Below are 22,487 nucleotides of genomic sequence, written 5' to 3'. Positions count from 1 at the left end.
AAAAAAGAACTTGCAAAAAAACAAGTTCTTTTTCTTCTTATTTAATTGTAGGCTGTGTCTCTCTGACGGTAAAAGTTGGCAATACTTGTTGTATTTGCTCACGTTGTGGCTCATACCATTCTGGTAGCATCAAGCTTTCTCCCATTGTTTCAATTGATTCATCATGAGCGAAACCTGGTGTATCTGTCGCAATTTCAAAAAGAATTTCACCTTTTTCTCTAAAATAGATAGCTTCAAAGTAATTCCGGTCTTGGACTGGTGTAACTTGGTAACCATCCTCACTCAGTACTTGCTTCCATTCAAGTTGGTCTGAAGCATCTTTTGCTCGAAATGCTATATGATGAACAGTTCCACTTCCCATCGTCCCTCTTTCAGCAACTTTTTTCAAAACTTCAATCGTATTTCCAATTTCACTAGTTGATTTAAAACGAAGATGGGTTTCATTTTCAGCTATTTTTTCTAAGCCCATCGTGTTTTCTAACAACTCTCCAGTACGTTCTGGTCTTCTAGAGTTCAGCGTTGCTCCTGCAAAGCCGATAATGGCTACTTCTGGAGCAACACCATTGAAATTCCATTGATTGAGTTGTGAACTTTCTCTTTCGACAATTTCTAATTTTAACCCATGAGGATCGCTAAAAGTTAAATAACTTTCATCAAAACGAACTTCTTTATGTGTTTCTATTTGATAAGCATGTAATCGATTTTCCCAAAAAGTCAAACTATTTTTAGGAACCATAAATGAAATAACCTCTACCTGCCCAGCACCTTTTTTTCCATTATAGGCATTTGGCCAAGGGAAGAACGTTAAAATAGATCCTGGATTTGCTCCATCATCTCCAAAATATAAATGATAGGTTTGTGGATCGTCAAAATTAATCGTTTTTTTAACTAAGCGCAACCCTAAAACACTAGCATAGAAATCGACATTTTCTTGTGGATTTCCAACAATTGCCGTAATGTGATGAATTCCTAAACTTTTTTTCATTTTATTTCATCCTCCCATTGCTCCATTTTAATCACTTGAATAGTTGGTTTCGTTTGTTTGTTTTTTAACGCTACTGGCGTAACATCTGCTCCTGTGGAATCATAAACGGTTGTATTTAATAGAATATCGTCCAAACTGCCACGAAATAGGGTTAAATACATTTGGCGTAGTTCTACTTGTCGTTCTTTTTCGGCAGATGATAATCCTTCTTTTTTTGATTTGTTCGCTAATTGGTTGATTTGCATTAATAATTGTTCCATTTCGTCACCTCTTTTAATTAATGAAACGAGTTAAAACGTTCTAATTCATTTCTTAGTTTTATTCTAACACTTTACTTACTTTTTGTAAACTGCTTATTTATAATAAATAACAATAATTTAACAAATACTTAATAATTTTTTCATAATCCTTTAAAAAGGATTGTTTCCCCTTCGTTTTAAGCTTATGATAAATTGGTTATAACTATCATATTTTTGAGAAGAAGGGATGTTTGCTTTAATGAAAGAAGAAAAAAAGTTAAGGTGGTATAATGTTGCCCTAATCGCCTTTGTTTCAGTTTGGGGACTAGGTAATGTTGTAAACAACTACGCGAATCAAGGCGTTTCCGTTATTACATCATGGATTTTAATTATGCTCCTTTATTTTGTACCTTATGCCTTAATCGTTGGTCAACTTGGCTCCACTTTTAAAGATGGAAACGGTGGCGTTAGTACATGGATTAAAGAAACGACAACGAAGCGCTTAGCTTATTACGCTGCTTGGACCTATTGGGTCGTGCATATTCCATACTTAGCACAAAAACCACAAGGAATTTTAATTGCCTTAGGTTGGGCCGTACGTGGAAATGGAAACTTAGTAAATGTAACACCCGCTTTACAAGTGTCATTGATTAGTTTAGTCATTTTCTTATTTTTCTTATGGGTTTCTTCTAAAGGATTAACAACATTAAAACGTATTGGTAGTATTGCAGGTATGTCAATGTTTGTTATGTCATTATTATTTATTCTCTTAGCGGTTACTGCTCCAGCGATTACAGGTGCTTCTTTTGCAACACCTAATATGGGAGACATTAAAACCTATTTACCAACTTTTAACTTCGCTTACTTTACAACGATTTCAATGCTTGTCTTCGCTGTTGGTGGTGCAGAAAAAATTTCTCCTTATGTAAACAACACTAAAAATCCAGCTAAAGAATTTCCAAAAGGAATGCTAGCTCTTGCTGCAATGGTAGCCATTTGTGCGTTACTTGGTTCATTTGCAATGGGGATGATTTTTGATAGCAACAATATTCCAAAGGATTTAATGGCCAATGGAGCATATGTCGCTTTCCAAAAATTAGGTGTCTATTATAATGTAGGAAACTTCTTTATGATTCTTTATGCAATTGCTAATACGTTAGCGCAAATTTCAGCTTTAGCCTTTTCAATCGATGCTCCACTTAAGATTTTATTAGGTGACGCTGACGAAGAATTTATTCCTCGTAAACTTGCTAAATTAAACAGCAAAGGAACGCCAGTAAATGGATACGCTATGACAGGAATTTTAGTTAGTATCTTGATCGTTGTTCCAGCAATCGGAATTGGCAATATGAACGAACTATACAACTGGTTGTTAAACTTAAACTCAGTTGTAATGCCTCTAAGATATCTATGGGTATTCTTAGCTTATATGATGTTAAATAAATTACACAAAAACTTTACGTCTGAATATAAATTTGTTAAAAATCCAAAAGTCGGTTTCCTAATTGGGGCATGGTGTTTCTTATTTACTGCTTTCGCCTGTATCTTAGGAATGGTACCAAAAACAGATTTCGATGCAAATCCATCTGCTTGGTATTTCCAATTAAGCTTAAATATTGTTACACCCATCATTTTTGTTGCACTAGGAATGATCTTGCCAGCAATTGCTAAAAGAGAATTTGCTAAAAAATAAAAACGACTAAATAGCTAGCTTATCTCATAAAAAGATAAGCTAGCTATTTTTTTGTTGTGTTTATTTTATAAGATACTGTATCCTAATGTTTTGATGTCACTGTTAAACATTCGAACAGTGTCTAAAGAAAGTTCATTTAAATCCATGCCAATCATCGACATTTTGTTAATAATTTCTGGTGTACATGTAATGATATCAGCTCCTGTTTCTTGGGCTTGGAAAATATTTAATACTTCCCTTGAGCTTGCCCAAAGCAATTCCGTTCCTGGTTTTGTATGACATTCTTTTGCTGATGCCTTCATTAATGGCATTGGATCTACTCCAGTATCAGCTGCTCTTCCTGCAAAAACGGAAACAATATTCGTTGTTCCTTCTTTAAATGCTGCCACCGTTTCTTCGACTTGTTGAATCGTTAAAATTGCTGTTACATTTAAGGATAGCCCTTTTTCAGAAAGCTTTTTAATTAACGGTACTGCAGACTCTCCTTTTGTATTTGTAATTGGAATTTTTACATACACATTTTTCCCAAATCTTGCAATTTTTTCGGCTTCTTTTTCCATCGTTTCAAAATCATCGGCAAATACTTCAAAAGAAATCGGCAAATCTGTAATTTTTTCTAGTGCTGCTTTTGCAAAATCTGTATAACTTGTAATCCCTGCTTTTTTCATCAAAGAAGGATTCGTTGTAAAACCAGTAATTTTACCCGTTTCATAAGCGGCTACCATTTTATCAATTTCTGCTCCGTCTGCGTATACTTTTATTGTTAATTCTTGTGTCATTTAAATCGCTCCTTCTTATTTTATTTATTCTTGGTCCATTTCAACATTGTTAATCGCAATTTTTGATGGTCGAATAATACTTGGTAAAATTAGAACAACTACCAAAATACCGACTAATCCATAAATTCCAAATGTTCCCATAAATTCGCCTACTTTTCCGAGAGTAATGCCAATCACGCCAAAGTCGATGTCACCAAAAGTGGTGTTGCTAAATCCTAAACTACCTAAAACGGGTAATAACAATGCAGGTAGGAAAGCTAAGCCTAAGCCATTTACGAAAGCGCCTAAGACTGCACCACGACGTCCACCAGTAGCATTTCCATACACGCCGGCTGTTGCTCCACAGAAGAAATGAGGAACTAAACCTGGAATAATCAACACGCTTCCTGCGAATCCTAAAATAAACATTCCTAATAATCCTCCGATAAAGCTGCTCACAAATCCTAGAATAACCGCTGTTGGAGCATATGGGAAGAATACCGCGCAATCTACTGCTGGCACTGCATTTGGGATAATTTTCGTAGCAATTCCTTGGAAAGCTGGAATCAAATCGGCTAAAATCATTCGTACACCGGCATAAACGATGGTAACGCCCACTGCAAATTGCAAGCCACAAATAATTGCATATAGATACGGCGACTTACCGTCAGACAATGTTTCAACAAAACTAGAACCTGCCGCAATTGCCGCAATCAAGTAAAAAATGACCATTGTCAATGCTGTTGAAATCGTCGTATTTCGCAAGAAACTCCATTTTTCAGGTACTTTAATGTCTTCTGTACTTCGACTGCCTTTTCCAACTAATTTCCCAATCGAACCTGCAACAAAGTAACCTAAGCTGCCAAAGTGACCAATTGCGACTTCATCACCATCGGTTACTTGTAACGTGAATTTTTGATTGATAGCTGGTGAAATAGCACTCCAAGCACCTAAGAAAAAGCCTCCAACTAAAATCATTTGCCACCCACTAAAACCAACTGCTCCTAGCACGGCTGAAAGTAAACACGCCATAAAGAAGCTATGATGCCCGGTTAAAAACACATATTTGTAGCGCGTAAAACGAGCAATCAACAAGTTAAAGATTAGTCCAAATACTAAGATTGTCATCGTTTCAACGCCAAGCAAATCCTGAGCTACTGAAGTAATCGCTTCGTTATTAGGCACAACGCCTTTAATATGGAAGCCTGCCTCAATCATTTTCGATAACGGTTCAAGATTAGATGAAATGACCCCTGCTCCTGCTGCTAACATTAAATATCCTAAAATGGGGCCAAGAGTTCCAGTTAATACCTTATGTGCGGGTGATTTAAGCGAAATCAATCCTACCATTGCCATCAAGCCCATTAAAATAGCCGGCTCGCTTAATACATCTTTTAAAAATTCTAATACTGCCATTTACTACCCCTACCTTCTTTTTTAGTTGTTATTCATTTCAATTAAAGTCGGCAATACATCTTCTATAATTTTCTTTTTATTCATATAACTTCTAGTAAAAACAACTTTTTGGCCATTTTTAAAAATATCGGCAAATTCTTTAACCGTTACAAATAAATCAGCATCTTTTCCTGTTGCAGCATTAGAATCAATTGATTCTGCATCAATTGCAATGCCATTTTCTTTTGCTATTTCTTCTATTTTTAGTTTCAACATTAAGCTGCTTCCAATCCCATTTCCACAAACTGTTACGACTTTAATCATCTTAAGCACTCCCTATTGTTTTTCAATTATTTGTTTTATTTTTTTATACATTGTTGTAGGATCCTTGGTTTCAATCAAGGCGTCAATTTTTTCTTCGTCTTCCAGTATTTCTGACAGCTGTTTTAGCGCTGTTAAATGTCCCACACTATCAACTGCTGCTAGCACAAAAATCAACTGAACTTGACGATCGTCGTCTTGTTCTTCTCCTAAGTTAAAATCGACTGCCGTCTCCAAATGAAGCAAACTAATGCCTAGTTCTTTGACACCATCCTCAGGTCTGGAATGCGGTACTGCTGTTTTTGGTGCCAACACAATATAAGCTCCCATGTCATGAACATTGTCAATCATTGAGGTAATGTATTGATCCGTAATGTACCCTGCTTCCCTCAAGGGTTTTGCTGCTAATGCAATGGCATCTTGCCACTCCAACTTTTGATCACTAAATTGAATAAATCGTTCTTCTAATAATTCTGTCAAAACTTTTCCTCCCGATAATTGATTTAACCCAGCGCCATATATTGAACGAGACAAGGCTTCATAAAGTTCTTTTTCATGATGAATCGTAGCATTTCTAGCAATAATCTTAATTAAATTAGAAACTTCAATCGATTTGTTCACAGCCTCAATTGCAAAATCATCAAACACTTTACGTTTTAAAATCTCTTGCTCTACGTAATTCAACATGGGGGTTGAAAGATATAATTTTTTCGTCGTGTGAAAGTAAGTCGTTGAAAAAACCATATCGTATTCCTGCTCATTAATTTGCTTTGCTTGCTTCAAATCATGAATTCGATTAAATTGAATCATTGGAAACAATTCTTCTAGTTGATGGTTCATAATTAAAGATGAACTGATGCCATTCGGACAAATCGACAACGCTTTTAAAGTTCGAGAAATCGGCTGATTCCGTTTTAATTGCCCGCCAAAATGAATCGTAAAATATGCCAGTTCATTTGCTGGAATAGGTTTATTTAATAGCTCCTCAAAAGGCAATAGTCCTTTTGAAACTAAATAATAAAGTTCCTCATATTCCGTCATGATTTGCTTTGCATAAGGATTTTCTAAATGAATATCAAACAATATCCGAAAATATGCAGGCACCAAATGTTCATATAAGCTCAATTGCAATTCTTTTTTATCCGCAAAATTATTGCCTGTAATCATTTGAACACGATTGATGATATCGTACGTTACTTTCAGTAAAGTCTCATCCTTATAAAACTGTTGCGTTCCTTGTAAAGCACTTAATAAATGTACTGTAACGAAAATGGCTTCATTTTCTGATTCATCTTGAAAAAATTCAATGGCTAGTTTTTCGCCTAGTTCATAGAGCGGCTGGCTTTGAATGAAATGCCGCTCCACTTCCGAAAATAACGGTTCATTCACAGACTCTCTCTCTATTAAAAAACACAATAGAAATAAAAATTCTTTTATTCTTTCAGATACAAATTCAACTTTATAGCTTTTTGCCATTTGATACAGTCTTTCACTGATTGAATCGATGGGCAACGTTATCTGCCAATTGCTAAAAATCAGCTGAATCATCCATTCTCCAATTGAAAGTTGTAAAAGCTTCCCAAGAGAATATTCGGCTAATTTTCTGATGTCCATTTCTGTCCCTTGAAAATCATAACCCTCGCTTCTTGAATAATTAAAAGCAACTTTATTTGTCTGACACAACTGCCTTACTTTTTTTAAATCTAAAATGACAGAACTTTTACTTAACTGCATTAAATCTTGATAATGGCTGTGGGAAATAGGTTCTTTTTTAATAAATGTATAGAGAATAATTAAATAAATACGCTCTTCTTGCATCAAAACATCGCGATGATTCAATTGCTTTTGTTCGTTGCTCCACTCCCTTTTTAGCCCCTCTGGAATCATAATCTTTCCTTGTACTAATTGAATCGTAGGTAATTGAAGATTGGAAAGTTCCATATTGGCTTGCTGAATTTCATAGTGTGCTTTTTTCTTAGAGATTGACTGCTTTCTGGAAAAAGCGTTAACTGATACATGATCATGTTCCATTAATGAATCAATAAACGTAACGATTTCATTTGTTAACATGCTTGCCCTCCTCTTATCCTTAGAGTATAATAAAACGCTTTCATATTCTATCTTAATTGAGACTTAATTGATAGCCACCTTTTTAAAAGTGATTGGTCTTTGCTTGTTTTAATAAGCAAATTAAAAAGAAAAAAGCTGATTGATTAGCTTTTACGAACTAATCCTCCAGCTTCTTTTTTTAATTCTATTAACGTCGAATTGATTGAGCCATGCGGTAATACGTATGACGTTTCCCACGAATAGCAATCGATAAGGCCATTAAATTTTCAGGATCTGCCACACCTGAATACCCCGCATCACCAATATGCTGAATATCCACACCAGCTCGTTTGCTTGATAAGGCAAATTCTCGGATTGTTTGAGGGTCTGAACTTTCTTGACTGGTTCCAATTGCCGGCATAGATAAGGCTCCTTTGGACTTAATCAATTTCACTGCCTCATGGACTTCACTTTCCAATAAACCTGGGACCGTTCCAACGGCCGGCATTAAAATAATATCTGCTCCATTTGCAATAAAATTTTCAATTGATTGTTGATCAACTACCGACTCCGAAATGCCAGCTCCATGCATTTTCCCAGCAATAATTAATCCATCAAAATGCTCTTTTGCTAAAAGAATAGCGGCCTCTATCTCTTGATTACTCACACCTGTTGATGGATTTCCTGTTAAACAGATAAAATCAAACCCTAGCTCATTTGCTTTAATAAGAGTTTCTTTAGTGGCTCTGCGTCCTAACGGAAGTTGAAGTAAGTCTCCCACAGTTTCAGCGGTCACATCGACTGGTTCCAAATTCACTCCGACAGGTCGTCCAACTAATTTTTTTAACGTTTGAATCGGATCTTTTAGCCCCTGTTCCAACCCTTGAATCACTGGATTAAAAACATCCAGTACATTTAATAAAATTAAATCTGCCCCAAAAGCTGCAGCTGTTTCTGCATTCGTCAAATCCCCTAATAAAGGCTGTGAAATCACTACGTTTTCCGATAACACTGTCCGGCCTTCACTGGCTAAAATCGCTTGCTTTAACTCTTCTTTGCTCATTTTTTCAAAATCACTAGCATGACAATTTAATAGACGTTTCATAAAAATCCCCTCACTTTTCGTTGATTGCTTTAAGTTTACCATAAATCCGCTTACATCTTGATATTCTTTTCTCCTGATTCAACTTTTATGATACACTTAAATTAGAAAATCAACTGATGAAAGAAGGAAAAATAGTGACTCAAAATCAAGAAATCGCAGTCGTCGGTGCTGGAATCGTAGGCGCGACAACGGCTTTTTATTTAGCGAAAAAAGGCTATTCCGTCACCATTTACGATGAAGGCACAGGTCAAGCAACTGCCGCTGCTGCCGGTATCATTTGTCCGTGGCTCTCTCAAAGACGAAATAAAAAATGGTACCACTTAGCAGCAAGTGGGGCAAAATTTTATCCTGAATTAATGACGGATCTTGGAGAATCTTTAACGGACTCAGCCATTTATCAACAAGTGGGAACGTTGTTATTCAAGAAAAATGAAAAGTTGCTTTTAAAATTAGAAAAATTAGCAAAAGAACGTAGAGAAACGGCTCCTGAAATAGGGGATTTAACGATTGTTGCTAGCGATCAGTTACACGATTACGTACCGATTTTGAATAGCTCACAGGCGGCTTTATTTGCAAGTGGGGGCGCTCGAGTAGATGGCGAATTGCTGACTAGAAAACTCATTGAGCAAGCCGTTGAATTAGGCGCAACTTTTCAACAAGGAAAGGTTGCTTTAACAATTGACGCAGAAAATCAGCTTTTTGTTCAATCGAAGAAATATACACAGGTCGTTCTTGCCGTGGGCGCTTGGTTGCCTGAACTATTAGAACCGCTTGGCTTTACAGTAGATATTCGCCCACAAAAAGGACAGCTTCTTTGTTTAGACATTCCTGAAGAAACTACGAACTGGCCTGTGGTGATGCCAGATGGCGAAAAGGATATTATTCCTTTTAATAACGGCAAAATCATCGTAGGAGCAACTCACGAAAATGATAAAGGCTATGATTTAACACCCACAGCACCAGAGCTGAAATTAATGCTAGCCGAAGCAAGTGAATTAGCTCCTTCATTAAAGCAAGCAATTCAAGTATCCACCAAGGTCGGTACAAGAGCCTATACCTCTGACTTTTCACCTTTTTTTGGTCAAGTCTCAGAATGTCCTCAACTCTATGTTGCAAGTGGATTAGGTTCTTCTGGTTTAACAACTGGACCTATTATTGGAAAAATGCTCGCGCAAGCAATTCACCAAGAAGAAACGGAATTGGATTTTGCAGATTATCCAGTTGCTGATTATGTTGTTGATCGGGAAAATAAGTAATTCCCTTTTTTGTCTAACAAATTTGTTATTTTTACATTTTACACAATCCAAATTGCTTTAAATAAAAAACATCATCTAATAACTATATGTAAAAACGTTATCTAAAAGTTCCATATTTGGAAATTTTTTAGATAACGTTTTTTCGTTTCTTGTTACATAGTGGTCATACTTTTTACTACATCTATAAAATCTATTTCCCTAGTGAACCTTTACTAAAAACATTCCTAATTTCTGGAGAGACATTTGACACATCATAACTTTTCACTAGCTTGCCTTTCACAATCCACCGCCAAACAGTTCCGACTTCTCCCACACATGTTATCAATGTGATTTCTTTTTTAGCCTGGTCATTAACAACCGATGAATCTGCTTCATTAATTCTATAAGCTTCTTCTGTTTGGTATTCGTATACTTTTTGAAAATCAGTTACATAAATTAAACTGCCCTCTTTGATAGAGAGTAGTTTATCAAAGGTATTTAAATAATTGTGACTAATCAACGTATAGTTCTTCTCTCCCATTACTTGCCGGGGTTTGTATTCAATTGCAGTTTCACTCATCCCTTGATTAAATAGCTGTTGATTATCGCTATATTCTTTGATTCCCATTTCTAGATCTAAGGTTGGAATCACAATGACCCCTGTTAACGAAAGTTGTTGTTTTTTAGAGGTTACATATTCATTTTGAGTTTCATCACTAGCTCTATTTTTTTGTATGACTTCTTTATATTCATTTTGAGTCAGTCCAATCTGTGGTAATTTTGTTTGTTGATAATTCTTATATAGGAAAAGCAACAATAAAAAGACTATTGCTGCTTTACATACAAATTTAATGGCTTCTTTCATTTTTTGATTCTTTTACGAATTCGCTCAAAAACAAAAACACCACTGATTGCACTTATCATTAAACTTCCTAATACCAATTTTGTAACTTGAGGATTGTTTACTCCTGACGAAACAAGCGGCTTACGTTTATTTGTCATTTGACATTTAACAATTTCTCCATGATTTTTAATGGTAAATAGTACTGGCGTTTCATCAATCAAATATCCTTCTGGTGCATCGAACTCTACAAAGGCATATTCCCCATCTGGTAAGTTCTCAAAGGTAAATTTGCCATTTTCATCGGTTCTGCCTTCTACGACTGTTTGGTTGTCCTTATCAAGAATTTTAATTCCTGTATTCGGTAAAACTTCACCTGTAGAAACATCACTTTTTGATAGCTCCACAATTCCTTTAACATGCTCATTTTTTAACTCAATTAAAGGGAATACCTCTTCATTTTCAGTTACATCCATTTCATTTAATAAAGTCCCTTTTTCATTAAATAGACTGATTTTTTCTTTCGTAACAATGATTTTTAATTTTTCTGTATTTAAGACATGACTTTGATCAGAAGGTTTTACTTCTCTTTGATAGTACGTACCAACAATCAGTTCTTTCCAACTAGCCATACCTTCATCATCTGTTTGAGTAGTTTGAATCACTTTTCCAGCTTCATCCAACAATTCAAATGTAGCTCCTTTTCCAACTTGATCGTATGCGTAGACATAACCTTCATTTGGTTTAAGAGTTGCGGATTCATTGATTTTTTTAAAGGATACATTTGTTTTGAATAATTCGTTGATTAATTGATTACGAACTTGTTTAGTCAATGCATTTTTATCAACTGCAAAGGAATCTTTCCACACATGGATAGTTTGTTTGTCTTCATTATTGTAAGCTTTGTATTCAAATGGATAGTGATGGGTATCAAGAATATGGTTTGCTTTACTGTCCACTTCTTGAATGTAATAGTTACCATCTACATTTGGCAACAAAATATCCTCGAATTTCACGATTCCATCTTTTACAACTGCGTAATTTAGCGTTGTATCTGCGGGAATCGCTACATCACCAACTACTAATTCATGTGTGTTTTTTAGAGCAAACACTTGGCCATTATTGGCTGCTTCTAACTGAATTACCGGTGAATTGTCTTTCCATTCTGTTACTGTTTCTTGTTGTTTGTAGCCTAAAACATCAATTTTTTGCAAATAGTTATCCGCTTTTACTGATGCACTCGTCAAATCAATCAATTGCCCTTGATACTTTATTTCAAATTTAATAGGCTCTTTTAATTTCACTACGCCATAAGGAGCTTTTGTTTCTACAAGTTCATATTCTCCAATATAGAGAAATTCTGGTGATTCTGCATTTCCTGATGCATCTGTTTTTAAAATAAAATCTGTTTTATCTACTTGAATAAATTCACCTTTTTTATAACGAACTGTTCCATCAGGTGTAATAATGTCTTTAGCTGGACGAATTTTGAATTCAAAGCCTTCGCCATTTTGTAGCGTATAATTAATTTCTGTTAATTTTCCAAACTCACTGTCTTTTTCTTTCACCTCAGAGGCTTGTTGGATATTTTTATGCAGGTTCACTTTTCCTTTTTGATTGTCATTTTTGAATTTAATCACAATAATACCATCGGCATTCATTTCTAATACGGAAAAAACGACAGGCTCTTTGGCTAATACATAGCCCTCTGGAGCTTCTATTTCATGTAATTCATATCGCTTTTCGCCCCATTTTAACATTTCAGAAGTAACAAGGTACCCTTCTTCATTTGTTTCAAAAATAGTGGTTTTCTCAACTGAATTTGGTTTTAGCATTTCTACCCATTGAGTTGCTTTACGGTCAAAAATTTTAAACTTAGCCCCGCTGCGAGGAATGGTTTTGTTTGTTTCACTATCTACTTTGAAAACTTGAATTTTTGACTCAATCACTTTATCTTCTAATACATAATGATGTGTGTAGCCTTGCTTTTCAATTTTAACTTCAAAAGGGACAAATAATTTATAGCCTTCTTTGCCTTTTGTTTCAGTAATTTTATACGTATCATAGGGTAATTGTTTCAGTATAAAATAACCATCTTTATCGGTTAAAGTTGAGTAGGCAATACCAGTTGTTTTTGAAGTTGCTGTAATTTCTACATTAGATAGTGGCGGTTTTATGTCTGGATTAATTGTTAAGTCGTTATTCAGTAAGGTTTTGTTCCCGACTTTATAGCCATCGATGTTACCTTTAATAACGTCTTCCTTAGCTTCAATCATTTTAATCGATTCCGCTACTTCTTGACCTGCATATTCAATTGTAAATGGAATTTTATTGGGATTTAAATTATAGCCAACAGGAGCTTTTTCTTCTAACCAATAATAACTCCCTAGATATAAATCTTTGATTTCACCTTGGACAATGCCTGCTTTAGGGCTTAACGTAATCGATTTTATTTTAGTCCCATCGGATTTGAACAGTCCGTAGACTGCGCCGTTTAGAGTAGCTGCCCCCTGTGGATGATCTCCTGTTTCTGAATCTTTTTTATGAATTCTTGCCACACCACGTTGGCGTTTGTTGTTAAATGTTAACGTGGCTGTTTTATTCGCTTTAATAATAACTTTTTGCGGAGTGCGGTTGATGACATATCCATATGCTGCTTTAATTTCTTGAACGGTAACTTCAGTTCCATCTAATACATCTTTTAATTCAGCTTCACCTTTAGCATTTGTTGTTACTTCTTTCGTTTGACCATTATAAGTTAAACGGAAAATGGCTCCCGGAATAAGTTCTCCATCCTCTCTTTTTTTCATTAATTTTACATGACCATTTTTGATGACATTTAAATTAACTCTGATTGTAATCGGATTATTATTCCCACCGGTAGTAACTGTTTGTGAGCCTGGATTTACCCAAAAATATTGTGAGCCTGAATAAGGACGATCTCTTACTAAAGTAATCGTTCCATTAGTTGACGTCACTTTAGGGGTTACTTCAAGAGCATTTCCATTGATTTTAGCACCTGAATTGGTTCCATCACTAGCAATACGATAGTGGCTTAAAACACCTTTTGTATCTGCAAATGAGCTTTTCTCATTTACGACTACTGATTGTGTAGACTGATTAATTGATGGAATTGTTTGATAATGATTAATAGCATTTTCTATTTGATTTCGATACTCAGCAAGGCCTGGCATACTAATTTCAATGTTCCAACCTAAGGCTTCCCAAACCATTACTTGAGTTGTAATAAAAAATTCTCTTGAAAAACCCGCTGTTCCTGCCCCACCTGAACCGAAGTTTACAATCTCATTAACTCGACTAGCTTGACTTTCTGATATCCCTGCAAAACTTGTTTGTGGAGTGAAATTTCCATCTGCAAATAGGACATCTGGCTGAACACAATACGCTACTTGACCATCCACTTCAAAATAACCAAATACAGATTGACTTGCAACTACACCATTTCTACTGGCTACATAATATTGTGGAAATTTATCTGCCATTACTCCAGTACTTCGAGTATTATACCCAATGATAGGATAGTTAATTTTTGTTTTATCTGTATTTAAATCTGTATCTTCAGGCTGCACCTGATTATCTGATTCATTCACTTCCTGTTTCAAAGGAGGATCTTCCGTTTCAGGATGACTCGTTTCAGTTTCTATCACCTGCTCTTGTGTTTCGTTCTTTAATTCATCACTCACTGCCAACGCAGAGGGAACAAAAGTTGTATTTAAAGTTAAAAATAAAATAATAATCGTTGTTAATTGACTAAGCTTTTTTCTCATATTGATTGACTCCTTTTTCATTTAATGTGTGTACGTAATTAAAATAAGTTGGTTCATAAATAGAACACGTAAGGTTTATAGCAATCGTAACCTCAAACTCTAGCAAGATAGAATACTTATCAAGTTCTTGCATGTACGCAGCACACCTTTTTTATGTAGGTCCTCCCTTTCGCCTTAGAGCTGCACTGATAACGAAAGCAGTCAAAATGTCGCTGACTGGTTATTCACTTTTTACTTTCAGTAATATAGACTATTACTTACTTTAAGATCTTGACAGGGGACGCTTGGTTTATATGTCAAAATTAAAAATGTACTTAATTTTACTTCGAGGAATTGTACTAACAATCGTTATTTCCTCTACATCTTCAAAAATAACTTTATCTGCCCCAGATTTCTTCAACACATAGTTGACTAATTTTCGATTTTGTAAGCTCAAATTATAAAATACAACTTCTTTAACAGCAGGATTATTTTTTAGCTTTGCTTGTAATTGTTTACGTTCATTTTTTTGAAAAAGTTGCTTTTTCTTTGATGTTACCTGAGCACTTAGCTCTATTGAGCAAGTTCCTTTTCCAGTATAATAGAGTTTTCCACCGATTGTTCTTCTAGCAATTACTTGTCTATCCTTATCCATTACTTTTTGAATATTTGAATAACAATCAGCTATCTTAAATGACTTTACAACTTTATAGTCGTTGCTCCCAAAAATATTCTGCCTTAATTCAAGGCTTGCCTCCTTAACAAAAAGCTGCTCTCCAGAAAAACAGTGGACCAAATAGCCATATTTTTGAATATTTCCACTATTCATTTCAAAATTTTTAACCCTCAATCTCGCGCCCCCCCTTTCCATTTCTCTTAATAACAGCTCATTGTGCTACTACAAACAAATCACCTCCATTAACCTTTAACAAGCAAATAAAAAAAGGCAGCAATCACTATATCTTAGTGACTACTACCTTCTGTTCTATTAAAAATCATTCTGAAATGTATCACAAAAAACATAACAAATAAAGTATTTAAATCTCCAAGAATTTTAATTATCAAAAAATTCCATTTTGAGTTTTAATACAAAATTGTCTTATAAATGTGTTATACTACTTTCAGTGACTATTAATAGTTACAAAGGGAGATTGACACCTAAACATACTAATCCTATGTTTAGAGTTCGCCAAAACACGTCGACCAAAGGTTGGTAGCCTTTGAGAGTGTCTTGGTTTCTCTCTGATTTTATATACTATTTTCTATCTGCTTGTAATTTTAGATAGCTAAAATGCTATCTTCATACAAAGCATAACAGAGGTTTCCAACTACTGCAAGTTAAATTTAATTTAAAATTAAATATATTTTAATATAAAATTTGATTATTTTAATAAAAAAGAGAAGAAAAACATTTCAATTATTCAAAAAAAAATAACAACTATCTCTTTTTTGACATGTTTTTTCATTTAAGTATTCCCAGTGCTCTTCAAATTAAAATGAAAAAAAAGCAATCTGATGTGGAATTTACATCCTCAGATTGCTTTTTTTTCATATCAACTATCTTATAAACAATTAGAATAACAAACAATACACATGAATCATAAAAATGGAATTCCATTTCAATTTATTACTCATTAGATATTTCCATCTTATGCAAAAAAACAACTATAATAATATTTATTAAAATAGAAAAAATAACCTATTTACTTGTTGATTTTAAATTTTTTCACTTTAACAACATTATTCCGTTTATCCCATTCAATATAATCACAAAAATAACAACAACTTGATAGATTTTTAAAACAACTTGTTCAGAAAATAGTCCACTTAATTTAGCCCCCATAAAACCACCTACAATCGCTGCAGGGATAATCCAATACAACATCGTTAAATCATAGTGCCTATATCTTCCAGAAATACCAATAATGCCTAATTTAGCAAGCTGTGAAAAGAAAATCGTAATAATCGAGTACACAGTGGCATCCTTAATATCTAATCCAAAGAAAAGCATCAATATAGCTACATTTATTGGACCACCACCAATACCTAAAAAAGTTGATAATCCACCTAAAAACGCGCCTACCAAAAGATAAACAAGTACTGACTGAAAGGCAAGTGGTTTCCATTTTTTTTTAGTATAAAGCAGTGCAAAAAGTAAAGATGCGATTGTTACTAAAATCTGCAACCACTGGACACGTACTTCTCCACCAAATAAACGCAAAGCTCCCTCAAACAATTCATTACCTAAAAATCCACCTATAACTGAGCCTATCGATAAAGTAAGTACAGGAATAAGCTGAACCTTAATACCATTATTTAGTTGCTTAATAGTCGAGACAATTGCCATTGTAAAAACAGCAATACTTGAATAAAACGAAATAGCACTTAAACTATGAGCACCAATTGCATCTAACAGTGGCTTAATAATTACACCGCCACCCATACCTGAAATAGCTCCTATCGTATTCGCAAAAATAATGATAAGAAAATAAATAAGTCCCGTCATGTTTAACCTCTCCTTCATCAAACACTCTTATTTATTATCCTATCATTTTTCCTTCTATTATTCAGTAATTAAAAATAAAATTCTACTTATTTTCTTAAGTCAATGCAATATCTCTTTTCTTAAAAATAAATGTCGTTGCTAGATAAATGACTAAACTATATCCTAGTAATGCAATACTAGTTTGCATCAAACTTAATTCTCCTGGCATCACGCCACCTTGTGAGAAAGTATTTACATTTAATAGATTAAAAATACTCCATTTTAAAATAGGCCATTTTGGAATAGCAATCATTAACATTCCATTAATGATTGAACTAGCAAAGACCGTTAACATTCCAATTCCAACAGCTAATGCTTGTGAACGGAAAACAGCTGAAATCATTAATGAAATTGCACTATAAAAAACAATTAGTAGATAGTTTGTAGCAGCCAACATTCCAGCTGCTTTTATTGCAGAGACAGCTCCTAAACTTGCTGAAGCCGGCAACATAAATGATTGTACTGGGAATAAAATCAATCCTACAATTCCTGCGCTAAGCATCGTAAACAATGTGACGAATGCTCCAAATAACAAACAGACAATAAATTTAGATAGTAAAATCTGACTGCGTTTAAATGGACGAATCAATAGTAATTTAATTGTTCCATCACTGAATTCAGATGCAACTGAAATACTTGCAACGATTACTACAACCATATTCACAATACTTAACATACCTGCCAAGCTTGCAAAGAAAGATCCTGCTGATTGCCCACCATTATTTGATGTAATAGGAGTGACACCACTTTCATAGTATTTCTCATAATAAGCAAGTTCATTTTTAGCACTTTTTAGCTCTTCCGGATGTTCTAGTTTATCTTTTTTAGACGCTATTAAATAGCGATCACGACTAAGTAACATCGCATCTTCTAGGTTGGTAACTGGTTTTCCCTCGTCATCAAAAGTAAAAAGTGGTTCATCTTTTTTCAGTGTTTTTGTTACAGATTTCCCATTTTCTTCAACTGTATATTCTGCTGATTGTTGAGAAAAATAAACTTGTAAACTTCCAGCAGCTAAAGTTAACACGAAGATTAAAGCAAGGTATACATAAAATGATTTTCTAAAGATTAATTTTCTCGTTTCATTCACAACCAAATTTATCATTTTAAGCTGCCTCCTTTAGTGAGTTCTAAAAATCGCTCTTCAAGATTCGCCTTATGTGGTGTGATGCCGTAGAAAGATATCCCAACTTGAACACCATGCTCAATCAATGCGGGAATTTGATCTCTTTCAATTTCAATTGTCAAGGTGTCTCCAGCTGTTTGGACAATGGACAATCCCATTAACGCAATTTCTTTTTGCAATTGGGCTTGTTGAGGCGTTTCAATGGTTACTTGAACGCGACCATTGCTTGAAGTCGTTTCAGCTAAATTTTCGATATGGGTTACTTTCCCACGTTCAATAATCATAATTCGATCGGCAAGCAATTCCATCTCTGATAGAAGATGACTGGAAATCAAGATACTCGTTCCTTCCTTAGCGATTTCTTCAATTAGTTTCCTAAAATCATACATTCCTTTAGGATCTAAACCATTTAACGGCTCGTCTAAAATTAAAAGAGCTGGTTGATGTAGAATCGCTTGGGCGATTCCTAAACGTTGACGCATACCTAAAGAATATGTCTTTACTTTTTGATGAATAGCTTCCGTCAAACGAACTCTCGTCACAACTTCCATCAACACCTCATCAGTTATTCTCCGTGGACTCATTCGTGCAAATTGTTTTAAATTTTCCCATCCAGATAAATATTTATAAAATTCTGGGTTCTCAATAATTGCTCCAATATTTTCCATACACTTGTTAAACTCTTTATCTAAATCATTCGATGCAATTTCAACAGTCCCCTTATTGCGACTAATTAAGCCTGTCAACATTCTGATAATCGTGGTTTTACCTGCTCCATTCGGCCCTAATAACCCAACAATTTCACCTTTTTGAACTGTGATATCAACATTTTCAACAATAACCTTATTTCCAACTCGCTTTGTTAAACCATTTGCAACCAAAACTTTTTCTTCCATAGCTCCTCCTCCATTCTTTTCATGATATTTTAAGTATAACAAACTTCTAACTCATACATAACAATCTCTAGTTGGAACTTTGTCTACTGCTTAAGACCTATTTTATAATAACAAAGATAGTTTCTTTATTTTTATTGTTTTTTGCTAATTTTATCTTAAGATTTGAAAACAATAAAGCAATATATATATTGCTTTATATTGAAGTTGTTGTATACTTTAACTATAAATACTATTTTTTTTTTTATGATTAGAAAGTTGGAAGTAGATGAAAAATTTAAATTTAAAACAAGCACGAATTGACAAAGATCTTTCACAACAAGAACTAGCTCAACTTGTAGGAGCTACTAGGCAAACAATTGGCTTGATTGAATTGGGAAAATACAATCCCTCTTTACACCTTTGTTTAGCCATTTGTTACGCTTTGGAACAAAAATTAGATGCTTTATTTTGGAAGGAGTCCGATAAAATATGACATTCGTACAATTATTGATTAAAGGTTTCAATAAGAAGGAAGATGAAGCACTTGATGAACGAGAGTCAAAAGAATACCTAAAAGCTTTAGAAATTAGTTTCACGGGATTACTACTGACTGCTATCATAGGTTCCATTCTATTAGATACTTTAAAAACCCATTGGGGTTACACTGTTCCCCTCACTTATTTTCAGCTATTTGTATTACCCATTTGTATAGCGAATGCTTATATTTGTTTTTATTTGGCCAAACAAGCCATCGTGCCACCAATCGTATCGGCTATTTTTACGCTACTTGTTCTGCCCATCACCTGTTTAGGCTTAGGTCTAGATTTGCTCTTTATTTTAAAGATTAATTCGTTAGTCTTGGCAATTCTACTCTTCCCAATGATTGTTTCCGCACCTTTTCTAATGTATTTCCTATTAAAAATAGTCTATCAACATGGGGTTAAAAAAATGGAACGGCAATTATTAGAGCTCTAAACAAAAAACAACAGACACAAAAGTCTTTAAAACTTTTGTATCCGTTGTTTTTTTATGCATTTAATTAAACACCTGTATTGTCTTTCTTGAAAGGACCATATTCACCAGTAATTGGATCCATTTTTTCCAAACCTCCAGTTGAAGGCGTGTATTGGAACATTCCAACCATATTTGAAATTTCAGTTCCATCTACGGTATGAGCATGTCTGATTTCAACTTGGAACAAATCAGCATTTTCTTTGGTTACATAGTATTGATTATCTGTATACGAATAGCCAGTCAAACCTGATACTGCTGTAATAATTTTTATTTTTTCACTATCTGGGTTTGTAGCAGCAGAGCTGTCACTACTTGCGGCACTGCTATCTGACGAGCTAGAAGAGTCAATCGTTCCAGTGGTAGCTTTTTCGCTGTCTGATTTTTGCGCTAACCAAGCAGCAATCTCATCGTCCGTTGCTTGTTTGATGTCTTTTCCTGTTGCTTTTTTAAATTCAGTTGCAGCAAGTTCAGAATTGCGTTCTGTTTTATATTTTGAGCTCGTTGTAACTTGTTGTTGCTGTTGTTCTTTAACTAACGCTGCTTGCGCTTGATTGATTTTCACTTTTAGTGCTTCTGCTTCTTGTTTTAATGATTTAAAGTTAGCTGCAGTTAAATCTTTTGCTAACAACTCATCAATGGTTCCAGCCGCATCGTCTAATTTACCTGCATCAAATTGTTTCTTACTTGTATCGTACAAAGCTTGATAGACCTCTTTATTCGTTGTAGCTTCTATTTTAGCTAATAGGCTTTCTCCAGCTTTGATTAAATCTTTTGAACCTTTTTTCTCGTTCACTACATTCGTTGCCTCGGTTTTAGCTTGATCTAATTTTTCAGCTTTAAAATCACTTTCTGCTTTAACATAATTTTTAGTCTGATCTAAGAAGGTTGTTGCTTTTGTATCTTTTTCTTTGTAACTTAAGGCTTTTTCAAATGATTTTTCTGCCTCAGTATAGTCTTTATTACTAATTGCTAATTGTCCCTCGCGCATCGCTGTATCATACTGATCGTTCTTAGATGTGGTAGCTTCTCCGCTGCCATTGTTACAAGCCGCTAATACAAAAATACTCATAATCATTACCAACACAACACTTACTTTATTTTTTACTTGTTTCATTTTTATCGTCTCCTCCCATAACATCCTTCTTTTTATACTTTTATTATACCTTATTTAACTTCGCAACCCATCCAATATCCCTTAATATTAAAAAAATCTTACTAATTCGTTCTATTATGCTCAACTAAATGTTAATAAAAATTTTGATAAATCCGTTTTTATATCAAAAAAGCAGTTTATTTGTGATTCATTTCACTTACGTAAGTTACATAAGTTTAACTTAATTACATATTGTTCACTATTTCACATACTCACAGTATGATAAGAGTGTTCAAAGGACATGGCCGTGTTTGAAGCAATTGAAATTATAACAAAATCGTTTGTGATTAAAAATACATTATAAATTTGGAGGAACAAAAAATGAACCTTGGTGAAATTATCAAAACTACTTTAACCGATATGAATATTATTAGTGCTATCACTTCAACTGTCTTTATCATTATGCTTGGCTTCTTTTGCAGAAAGAAAGGAATTTTTTCAGCAGAAGTTGGGAAATTACTTTCTAAAGTCGTTTTAACCGTTGCCCTTCCTGCCTTAGCTTTTAACGCTTTTATGCAAGATATTGATCCTGACACATTAAAACAAGGTATGAACGTTTTGATTTGGGGAATTGCAATCTACATTATTTTGATTTTTGTTTCAAAACCATTTTTCCTTAGCTACAAAGGAGATAAACAAGATACTTTACGTGTTTTAACTATTTTCGGCTCTACAACATTCTTTGGAACACCTATCGTAAGTGCAATCTATGGACCAGTTGGTGTGATGTTCAGTTCAATCTTTAACATTGGTTACCGTATCTTCCTTTATTCATATGGCTACATTAAAATGAGTGGCTTAAAAATGGAACTTAAAAATATTAAAACAATGTTCTTAAACCCAATCGTTATCGCTACATTCGCTGGACTTTTCATCTGGATTTTCCAAGGTTACTTGCCACAAGTAACTGTTGCTGGTATTGATGGTGGAGCTGCTCATCAAGTTGCGTTCCTACGTATCGACCAAACTGCATTATGGTTATTCAAACCTATGACTTATCTTGCTGGACTTGCTTCACCTCTTGCTTGGTTATCAATTGGTTCAACTCTTGGCGAAGTAAGTTTCAAAAAAGCTGCTTCTGATAAAACTTCTTGGTACTACAGTGTTGTCAAAGTAATCTTAGTCCCTGCAATTAACATTGTATTACTAGCTCTATTAACTGTCACTCATATTTTACCAGTAAGCTACGAAGCTCTTGCTACTATCGTAATTATGATGGCTACACCAACTGCAACGGTTGCTGCTGCTTATGCCATTAGCTTTGACAAAGATGCCTTACTTGCCTCAAATGCTTCTCTAATTTCCACTGTTACGGCTGTTGTAATGACACCTATCTGGATTGTTATTTTAGAAGTAATCAGTAAAACTGGCTTATTTTAAACCTTA

The 22,487-nt window shown here is 34.5% G+C and carries 19 protein-coding genes; 5 read left to right on the top strand and 14 right to left on the bottom strand.

Annotation, left to right across the window (positions count from 1 at the left end; all coding sequences use genetic code 11):
- Positions 1-37 precede the first annotated feature (37 nt).
- Positions 38-985, bottom strand: coding sequence for a ring-cleaving dioxygenase (locus BR52_RS00220; protein ID WP_034568192.1), 948 nt, complete (start codon positions 983-985; stop codon positions 38-40).
- Positions 982-1,245, bottom strand: coding sequence for a DUF896 domain-containing protein (locus BR52_RS00215; protein ID WP_034568191.1), 264 nt, complete (start codon positions 1,243-1,245; stop codon positions 982-984). Before BR52_RS00215 ends, BR52_RS00220 begins: the two co-directional genes overlap by 4 nt.
- Before the next feature lie 238 nt (positions 1,246-1,483).
- Here BR52_RS00215 and BR52_RS00210 point away from each other — a divergent pair, with 238 nt between their 5' ends.
- A complete protein-coding gene (locus tag BR52_RS00210; protein ID WP_034573313.1) occupies positions 1,484-2,917 on the top strand; it encodes an amino acid permease in 1,434 nt (477 codons plus the stop codon).
- A 65-nt stretch (positions 2,918-2,982) separates the two neighbouring features.
- Here the strand turns inward: BR52_RS00210 and BR52_RS00205 are convergent, their stop codons facing one another.
- The 5 genes from BR52_RS00205 to BR52_RS00185 all read right to left on the bottom strand — a co-directional run bounded on the left by BR52_RS00205 (position 2,983) and on the right by BR52_RS00185 (position 8,545).
- Complete coding sequence (locus BR52_RS00205; RefSeq protein WP_034568190.1) at positions 2,983-3,696, bottom strand: transaldolase; 714 nt, start codon at positions 3,694-3,696, stop codon at positions 2,983-2,985.
- A 24-nt stretch (positions 3,697-3,720) separates the two neighbouring features.
- Positions 3,721-5,091, bottom strand: coding sequence for a PTS ascorbate transporter subunit IIC (gene ulaA, locus BR52_RS00200; RefSeq protein ID WP_034568189.1), 1,371 nt, complete (start codon positions 5,089-5,091; stop codon positions 3,721-3,723).
- Between the two features lie 21 nt (positions 5,092-5,112).
- Positions 5,113-5,394 carry a PTS sugar transporter subunit IIB gene (locus BR52_RS00195; protein WP_034568188.1) on the bottom strand — a complete coding sequence of 94 codons (282 nt, stop codon included), beginning with the start codon at positions 5,392-5,394 and terminating at the stop codon, positions 5,113-5,115.
- Positions 5,395-5,406: 12 nt separating this feature from the next.
- Positions 5,407-7,461, bottom strand: a complete 2,055-nt coding sequence (locus BR52_RS00190) for a BglG family transcription antiterminator (RefSeq protein WP_034568187.1) — start codon at positions 7,459-7,461, stop codon at positions 5,407-5,409.
- Positions 7,462-7,648: 187 nt separating this feature from the next.
- Positions 7,649-8,545 carry a DUF7916 family protein gene (locus tag BR52_RS00185; protein WP_034573311.1) on the bottom strand — a complete coding sequence of 299 codons (897 nt, stop codon included), beginning with the start codon at positions 8,543-8,545 and terminating at the stop codon, positions 7,649-7,651.
- 134 nt (positions 8,546-8,679) lie between these two features.
- Here BR52_RS00185 and BR52_RS00180 point away from each other — a divergent pair, with 134 nt between their 5' ends.
- Positions 8,680-9,801 (top strand): NAD(P)/FAD-dependent oxidoreductase, encoded by a 1,122-nt coding sequence (locus BR52_RS00180; protein WP_236707153.1) that lies wholly within the window; start codon positions 8,680-8,682, stop codon positions 9,799-9,801.
- 190 nt (positions 9,802-9,991) lie between these two features.
- Here BR52_RS00180 and BR52_RS12465 read toward each other — a convergent pair whose 3' ends face one another.
- The 6 genes from BR52_RS12465 to BR52_RS00150 all read right to left on the bottom strand — a co-directional run bounded on the left by BR52_RS12465 (position 9,992) and on the right by BR52_RS00150 (position 18,955).
- On the bottom strand, positions 9,992-10,645 hold the full coding sequence (locus BR52_RS12465) for a class A sortase (protein ID WP_051915574.1): 654 nt from the start codon (positions 10,643-10,645) through the stop codon (positions 9,992-9,994).
- Positions 10,642-14,409 carry an MSCRAMM family protein gene (locus BR52_RS00170; RefSeq protein WP_051915573.1) on the bottom strand — a complete coding sequence of 1,256 codons (3,768 nt, stop codon included), beginning with the start codon at positions 14,407-14,409 and terminating at the stop codon, positions 10,642-10,644. The genes BR52_RS12465 and BR52_RS00170 overlap by 4 nt, the downstream gene beginning before the upstream one ends.
- Positions 14,410-14,698: 289 nt before the next feature.
- Positions 14,699-15,238 (bottom strand): hypothetical protein, encoded by a 540-nt coding sequence (locus tag BR52_RS00165; RefSeq protein WP_034568185.1) that lies wholly within the window; start codon positions 15,236-15,238, stop codon positions 14,699-14,701.
- A gap of 876 nt (positions 15,239-16,114) precedes the next feature.
- Positions 16,115-16,894 carry a sulfite exporter TauE/SafE family protein gene (locus BR52_RS00160; RefSeq protein WP_034568184.1) on the bottom strand — a complete coding sequence of 260 codons (780 nt, stop codon included), beginning with the start codon at positions 16,892-16,894 and terminating at the stop codon, positions 16,115-16,117.
- A gap of 94 nt (positions 16,895-16,988) precedes the next feature.
- Entirely contained in the window at positions 16,989-18,038 is a 1,050-nt protein-coding gene (locus BR52_RS00155; protein WP_034568183.1) for an ABC transporter permease, read from the bottom strand.
- Entirely contained in the window at positions 18,035-18,955 is a 921-nt protein-coding gene (locus tag BR52_RS00150; protein WP_034568182.1) for an ABC transporter ATP-binding protein, read from the bottom strand. The genes BR52_RS00155 and BR52_RS00150 overlap by 4 nt, the downstream gene beginning before the upstream one ends.
- 265 nt (positions 18,956-19,220) lie before the next feature.
- Here BR52_RS00150 and BR52_RS00145 point away from each other — a divergent pair, with 265 nt between their 5' ends.
- Together BR52_RS00145 and BR52_RS00140 are read left to right on the top strand one after the other, a co-directional pair.
- Complete coding sequence (locus tag BR52_RS00145; protein WP_034568181.1) at positions 19,221-19,427, top strand: helix-turn-helix transcriptional regulator; 207 nt, start codon at positions 19,221-19,223, stop codon at positions 19,425-19,427.
- Positions 19,424-19,909, top strand: a complete 486-nt coding sequence (locus BR52_RS00140) for a hypothetical protein (RefSeq protein WP_034568180.1) — start codon at positions 19,424-19,426, stop codon at positions 19,907-19,909. The genes BR52_RS00145 and BR52_RS00140 overlap by 4 nt, the downstream gene beginning before the upstream one ends.
- 64 nt (positions 19,910-19,973) lie before the next feature.
- Here BR52_RS00140 and BR52_RS00135 read toward each other — a convergent pair whose 3' ends face one another.
- Positions 19,974-21,062 (bottom strand): hypothetical protein, encoded by a 1,089-nt coding sequence (locus BR52_RS00135; RefSeq protein WP_034568179.1) that lies wholly within the window; start codon positions 21,060-21,062, stop codon positions 19,974-19,976.
- A gap of 360 nt (positions 21,063-21,422) precedes the next feature.
- Between BR52_RS00135 and BR52_RS00130 the strand changes: the two genes are divergently transcribed.
- Positions 21,423-22,481, top strand: a complete 1,059-nt coding sequence (locus BR52_RS00130; RefSeq protein ID WP_034568178.1) for an AEC family transporter — start codon at positions 21,423-21,425, stop codon at positions 22,479-22,481.
- Positions 22,482-22,487: the final 6 nt, after the last annotated feature.

This window comes from Carnobacterium divergens DSM 20623 (assembly GCF_000744255.1).
GTDB classification, from domain to species: domain Bacteria; phylum Bacillota; class Bacilli; order Lactobacillales; family Carnobacteriaceae; genus Carnobacterium; species Carnobacterium divergens.
Note: the sequence above shows the minus strand (reverse complement) of the source record. Positions and strands in the feature narration are given on the sequence as shown.

Excerpts from the sequence above, each read along its gene's own strand:
- BR52_RS00220 (WP_034568192.1), bottom strand. The coding sequence starts at position 985 with ATGAAAAAAAGTTTAGGAATTCATCACATTACGGCAATTGTTGGAAAT.
- BR52_RS00215 (WP_034568191.1), bottom strand. The coding sequence starts at position 1,245 with ATGGAACAATTATTAATGCAAATCAACCAATTAGCGAACAAATCAAAA.
- BR52_RS00210 (WP_034573313.1), top strand. The coding sequence starts at position 1,484 with ATGAAAGAAGAAAAAAAGTTAAGGTGGTATAATGTTGCCCTAATCGCC.
- BR52_RS00205 (WP_034568190.1), bottom strand. The coding sequence starts at position 3,696 with ATGACACAAGAATTAACAATAAAAGTATACGCAGACGGAGCAGAAATT.
- ulaA (WP_034568189.1), bottom strand. The coding sequence starts at position 5,091 with ATGGCAGTATTAGAATTTTTAAAAGATGTATTAAGCGAGCCGGCTATT.
- BR52_RS00195 (WP_034568188.1), bottom strand. The coding sequence starts at position 5,394 with ATGATTAAAGTCGTAACAGTTTGTGGAAATGGGATTGGAAGCAGCTTA.
- BR52_RS00190 (WP_034568187.1), bottom strand. The coding sequence starts at position 7,461 with ATGTTAACAAATGAAATCGTTACGTTTATTGATTCATTAATGGAACAT.
- BR52_RS00185 (WP_034573311.1), bottom strand. The coding sequence starts at position 8,545 with ATGAAACGTCTATTAAATTGTCATGCTAGTGATTTTGAAAAAATGAGC.
- BR52_RS12465 (WP_051915574.1), bottom strand. The coding sequence starts at position 10,645 with ATGAAAGAAGCCATTAAATTTGTATGTAAAGCAGCAATAGTCTTTTTA.
- BR52_RS00170 (WP_051915573.1), bottom strand. The coding sequence starts at position 14,409 with ATGAGAAAAAAGCTTAGTCAATTAACAACGATTATTATTTTATTTTTA.
- BR52_RS00160 (WP_034568184.1), bottom strand. The coding sequence starts at position 16,894 with ATGACGGGACTTATTTATTTTCTTATCATTATTTTTGCGAATACGATA.
- BR52_RS00155 (WP_034568183.1), bottom strand. The coding sequence starts at position 18,038 with ATGATAAATTTGGTTGTGAATGAAACGAGAAAATTAATCTTTAGAAAA.
- BR52_RS00150 (WP_034568182.1), bottom strand. The coding sequence starts at position 18,955 with ATGGAAGAAAAAGTTTTGGTTGCAAATGGTTTAACAAAGCGAGTTGGA.
- BR52_RS00145 (WP_034568181.1), top strand. The coding sequence starts at position 19,221 with ATGAAAAATTTAAATTTAAAACAAGCACGAATTGACAAAGATCTTTCA.
- BR52_RS00140 (WP_034568180.1), top strand. The coding sequence starts at position 19,424 with ATGACATTCGTACAATTATTGATTAAAGGTTTCAATAAGAAGGAAGAT.
- BR52_RS00135 (WP_034568179.1), bottom strand. The coding sequence starts at position 21,062 with ATGAAACAAGTAAAAAATAAAGTAAGTGTTGTGTTGGTAATGATTATG.
- BR52_RS00130 (WP_034568178.1), top strand. The coding sequence starts at position 21,423 with ATGAACCTTGGTGAAATTATCAAAACTACTTTAACCGATATGAATATT.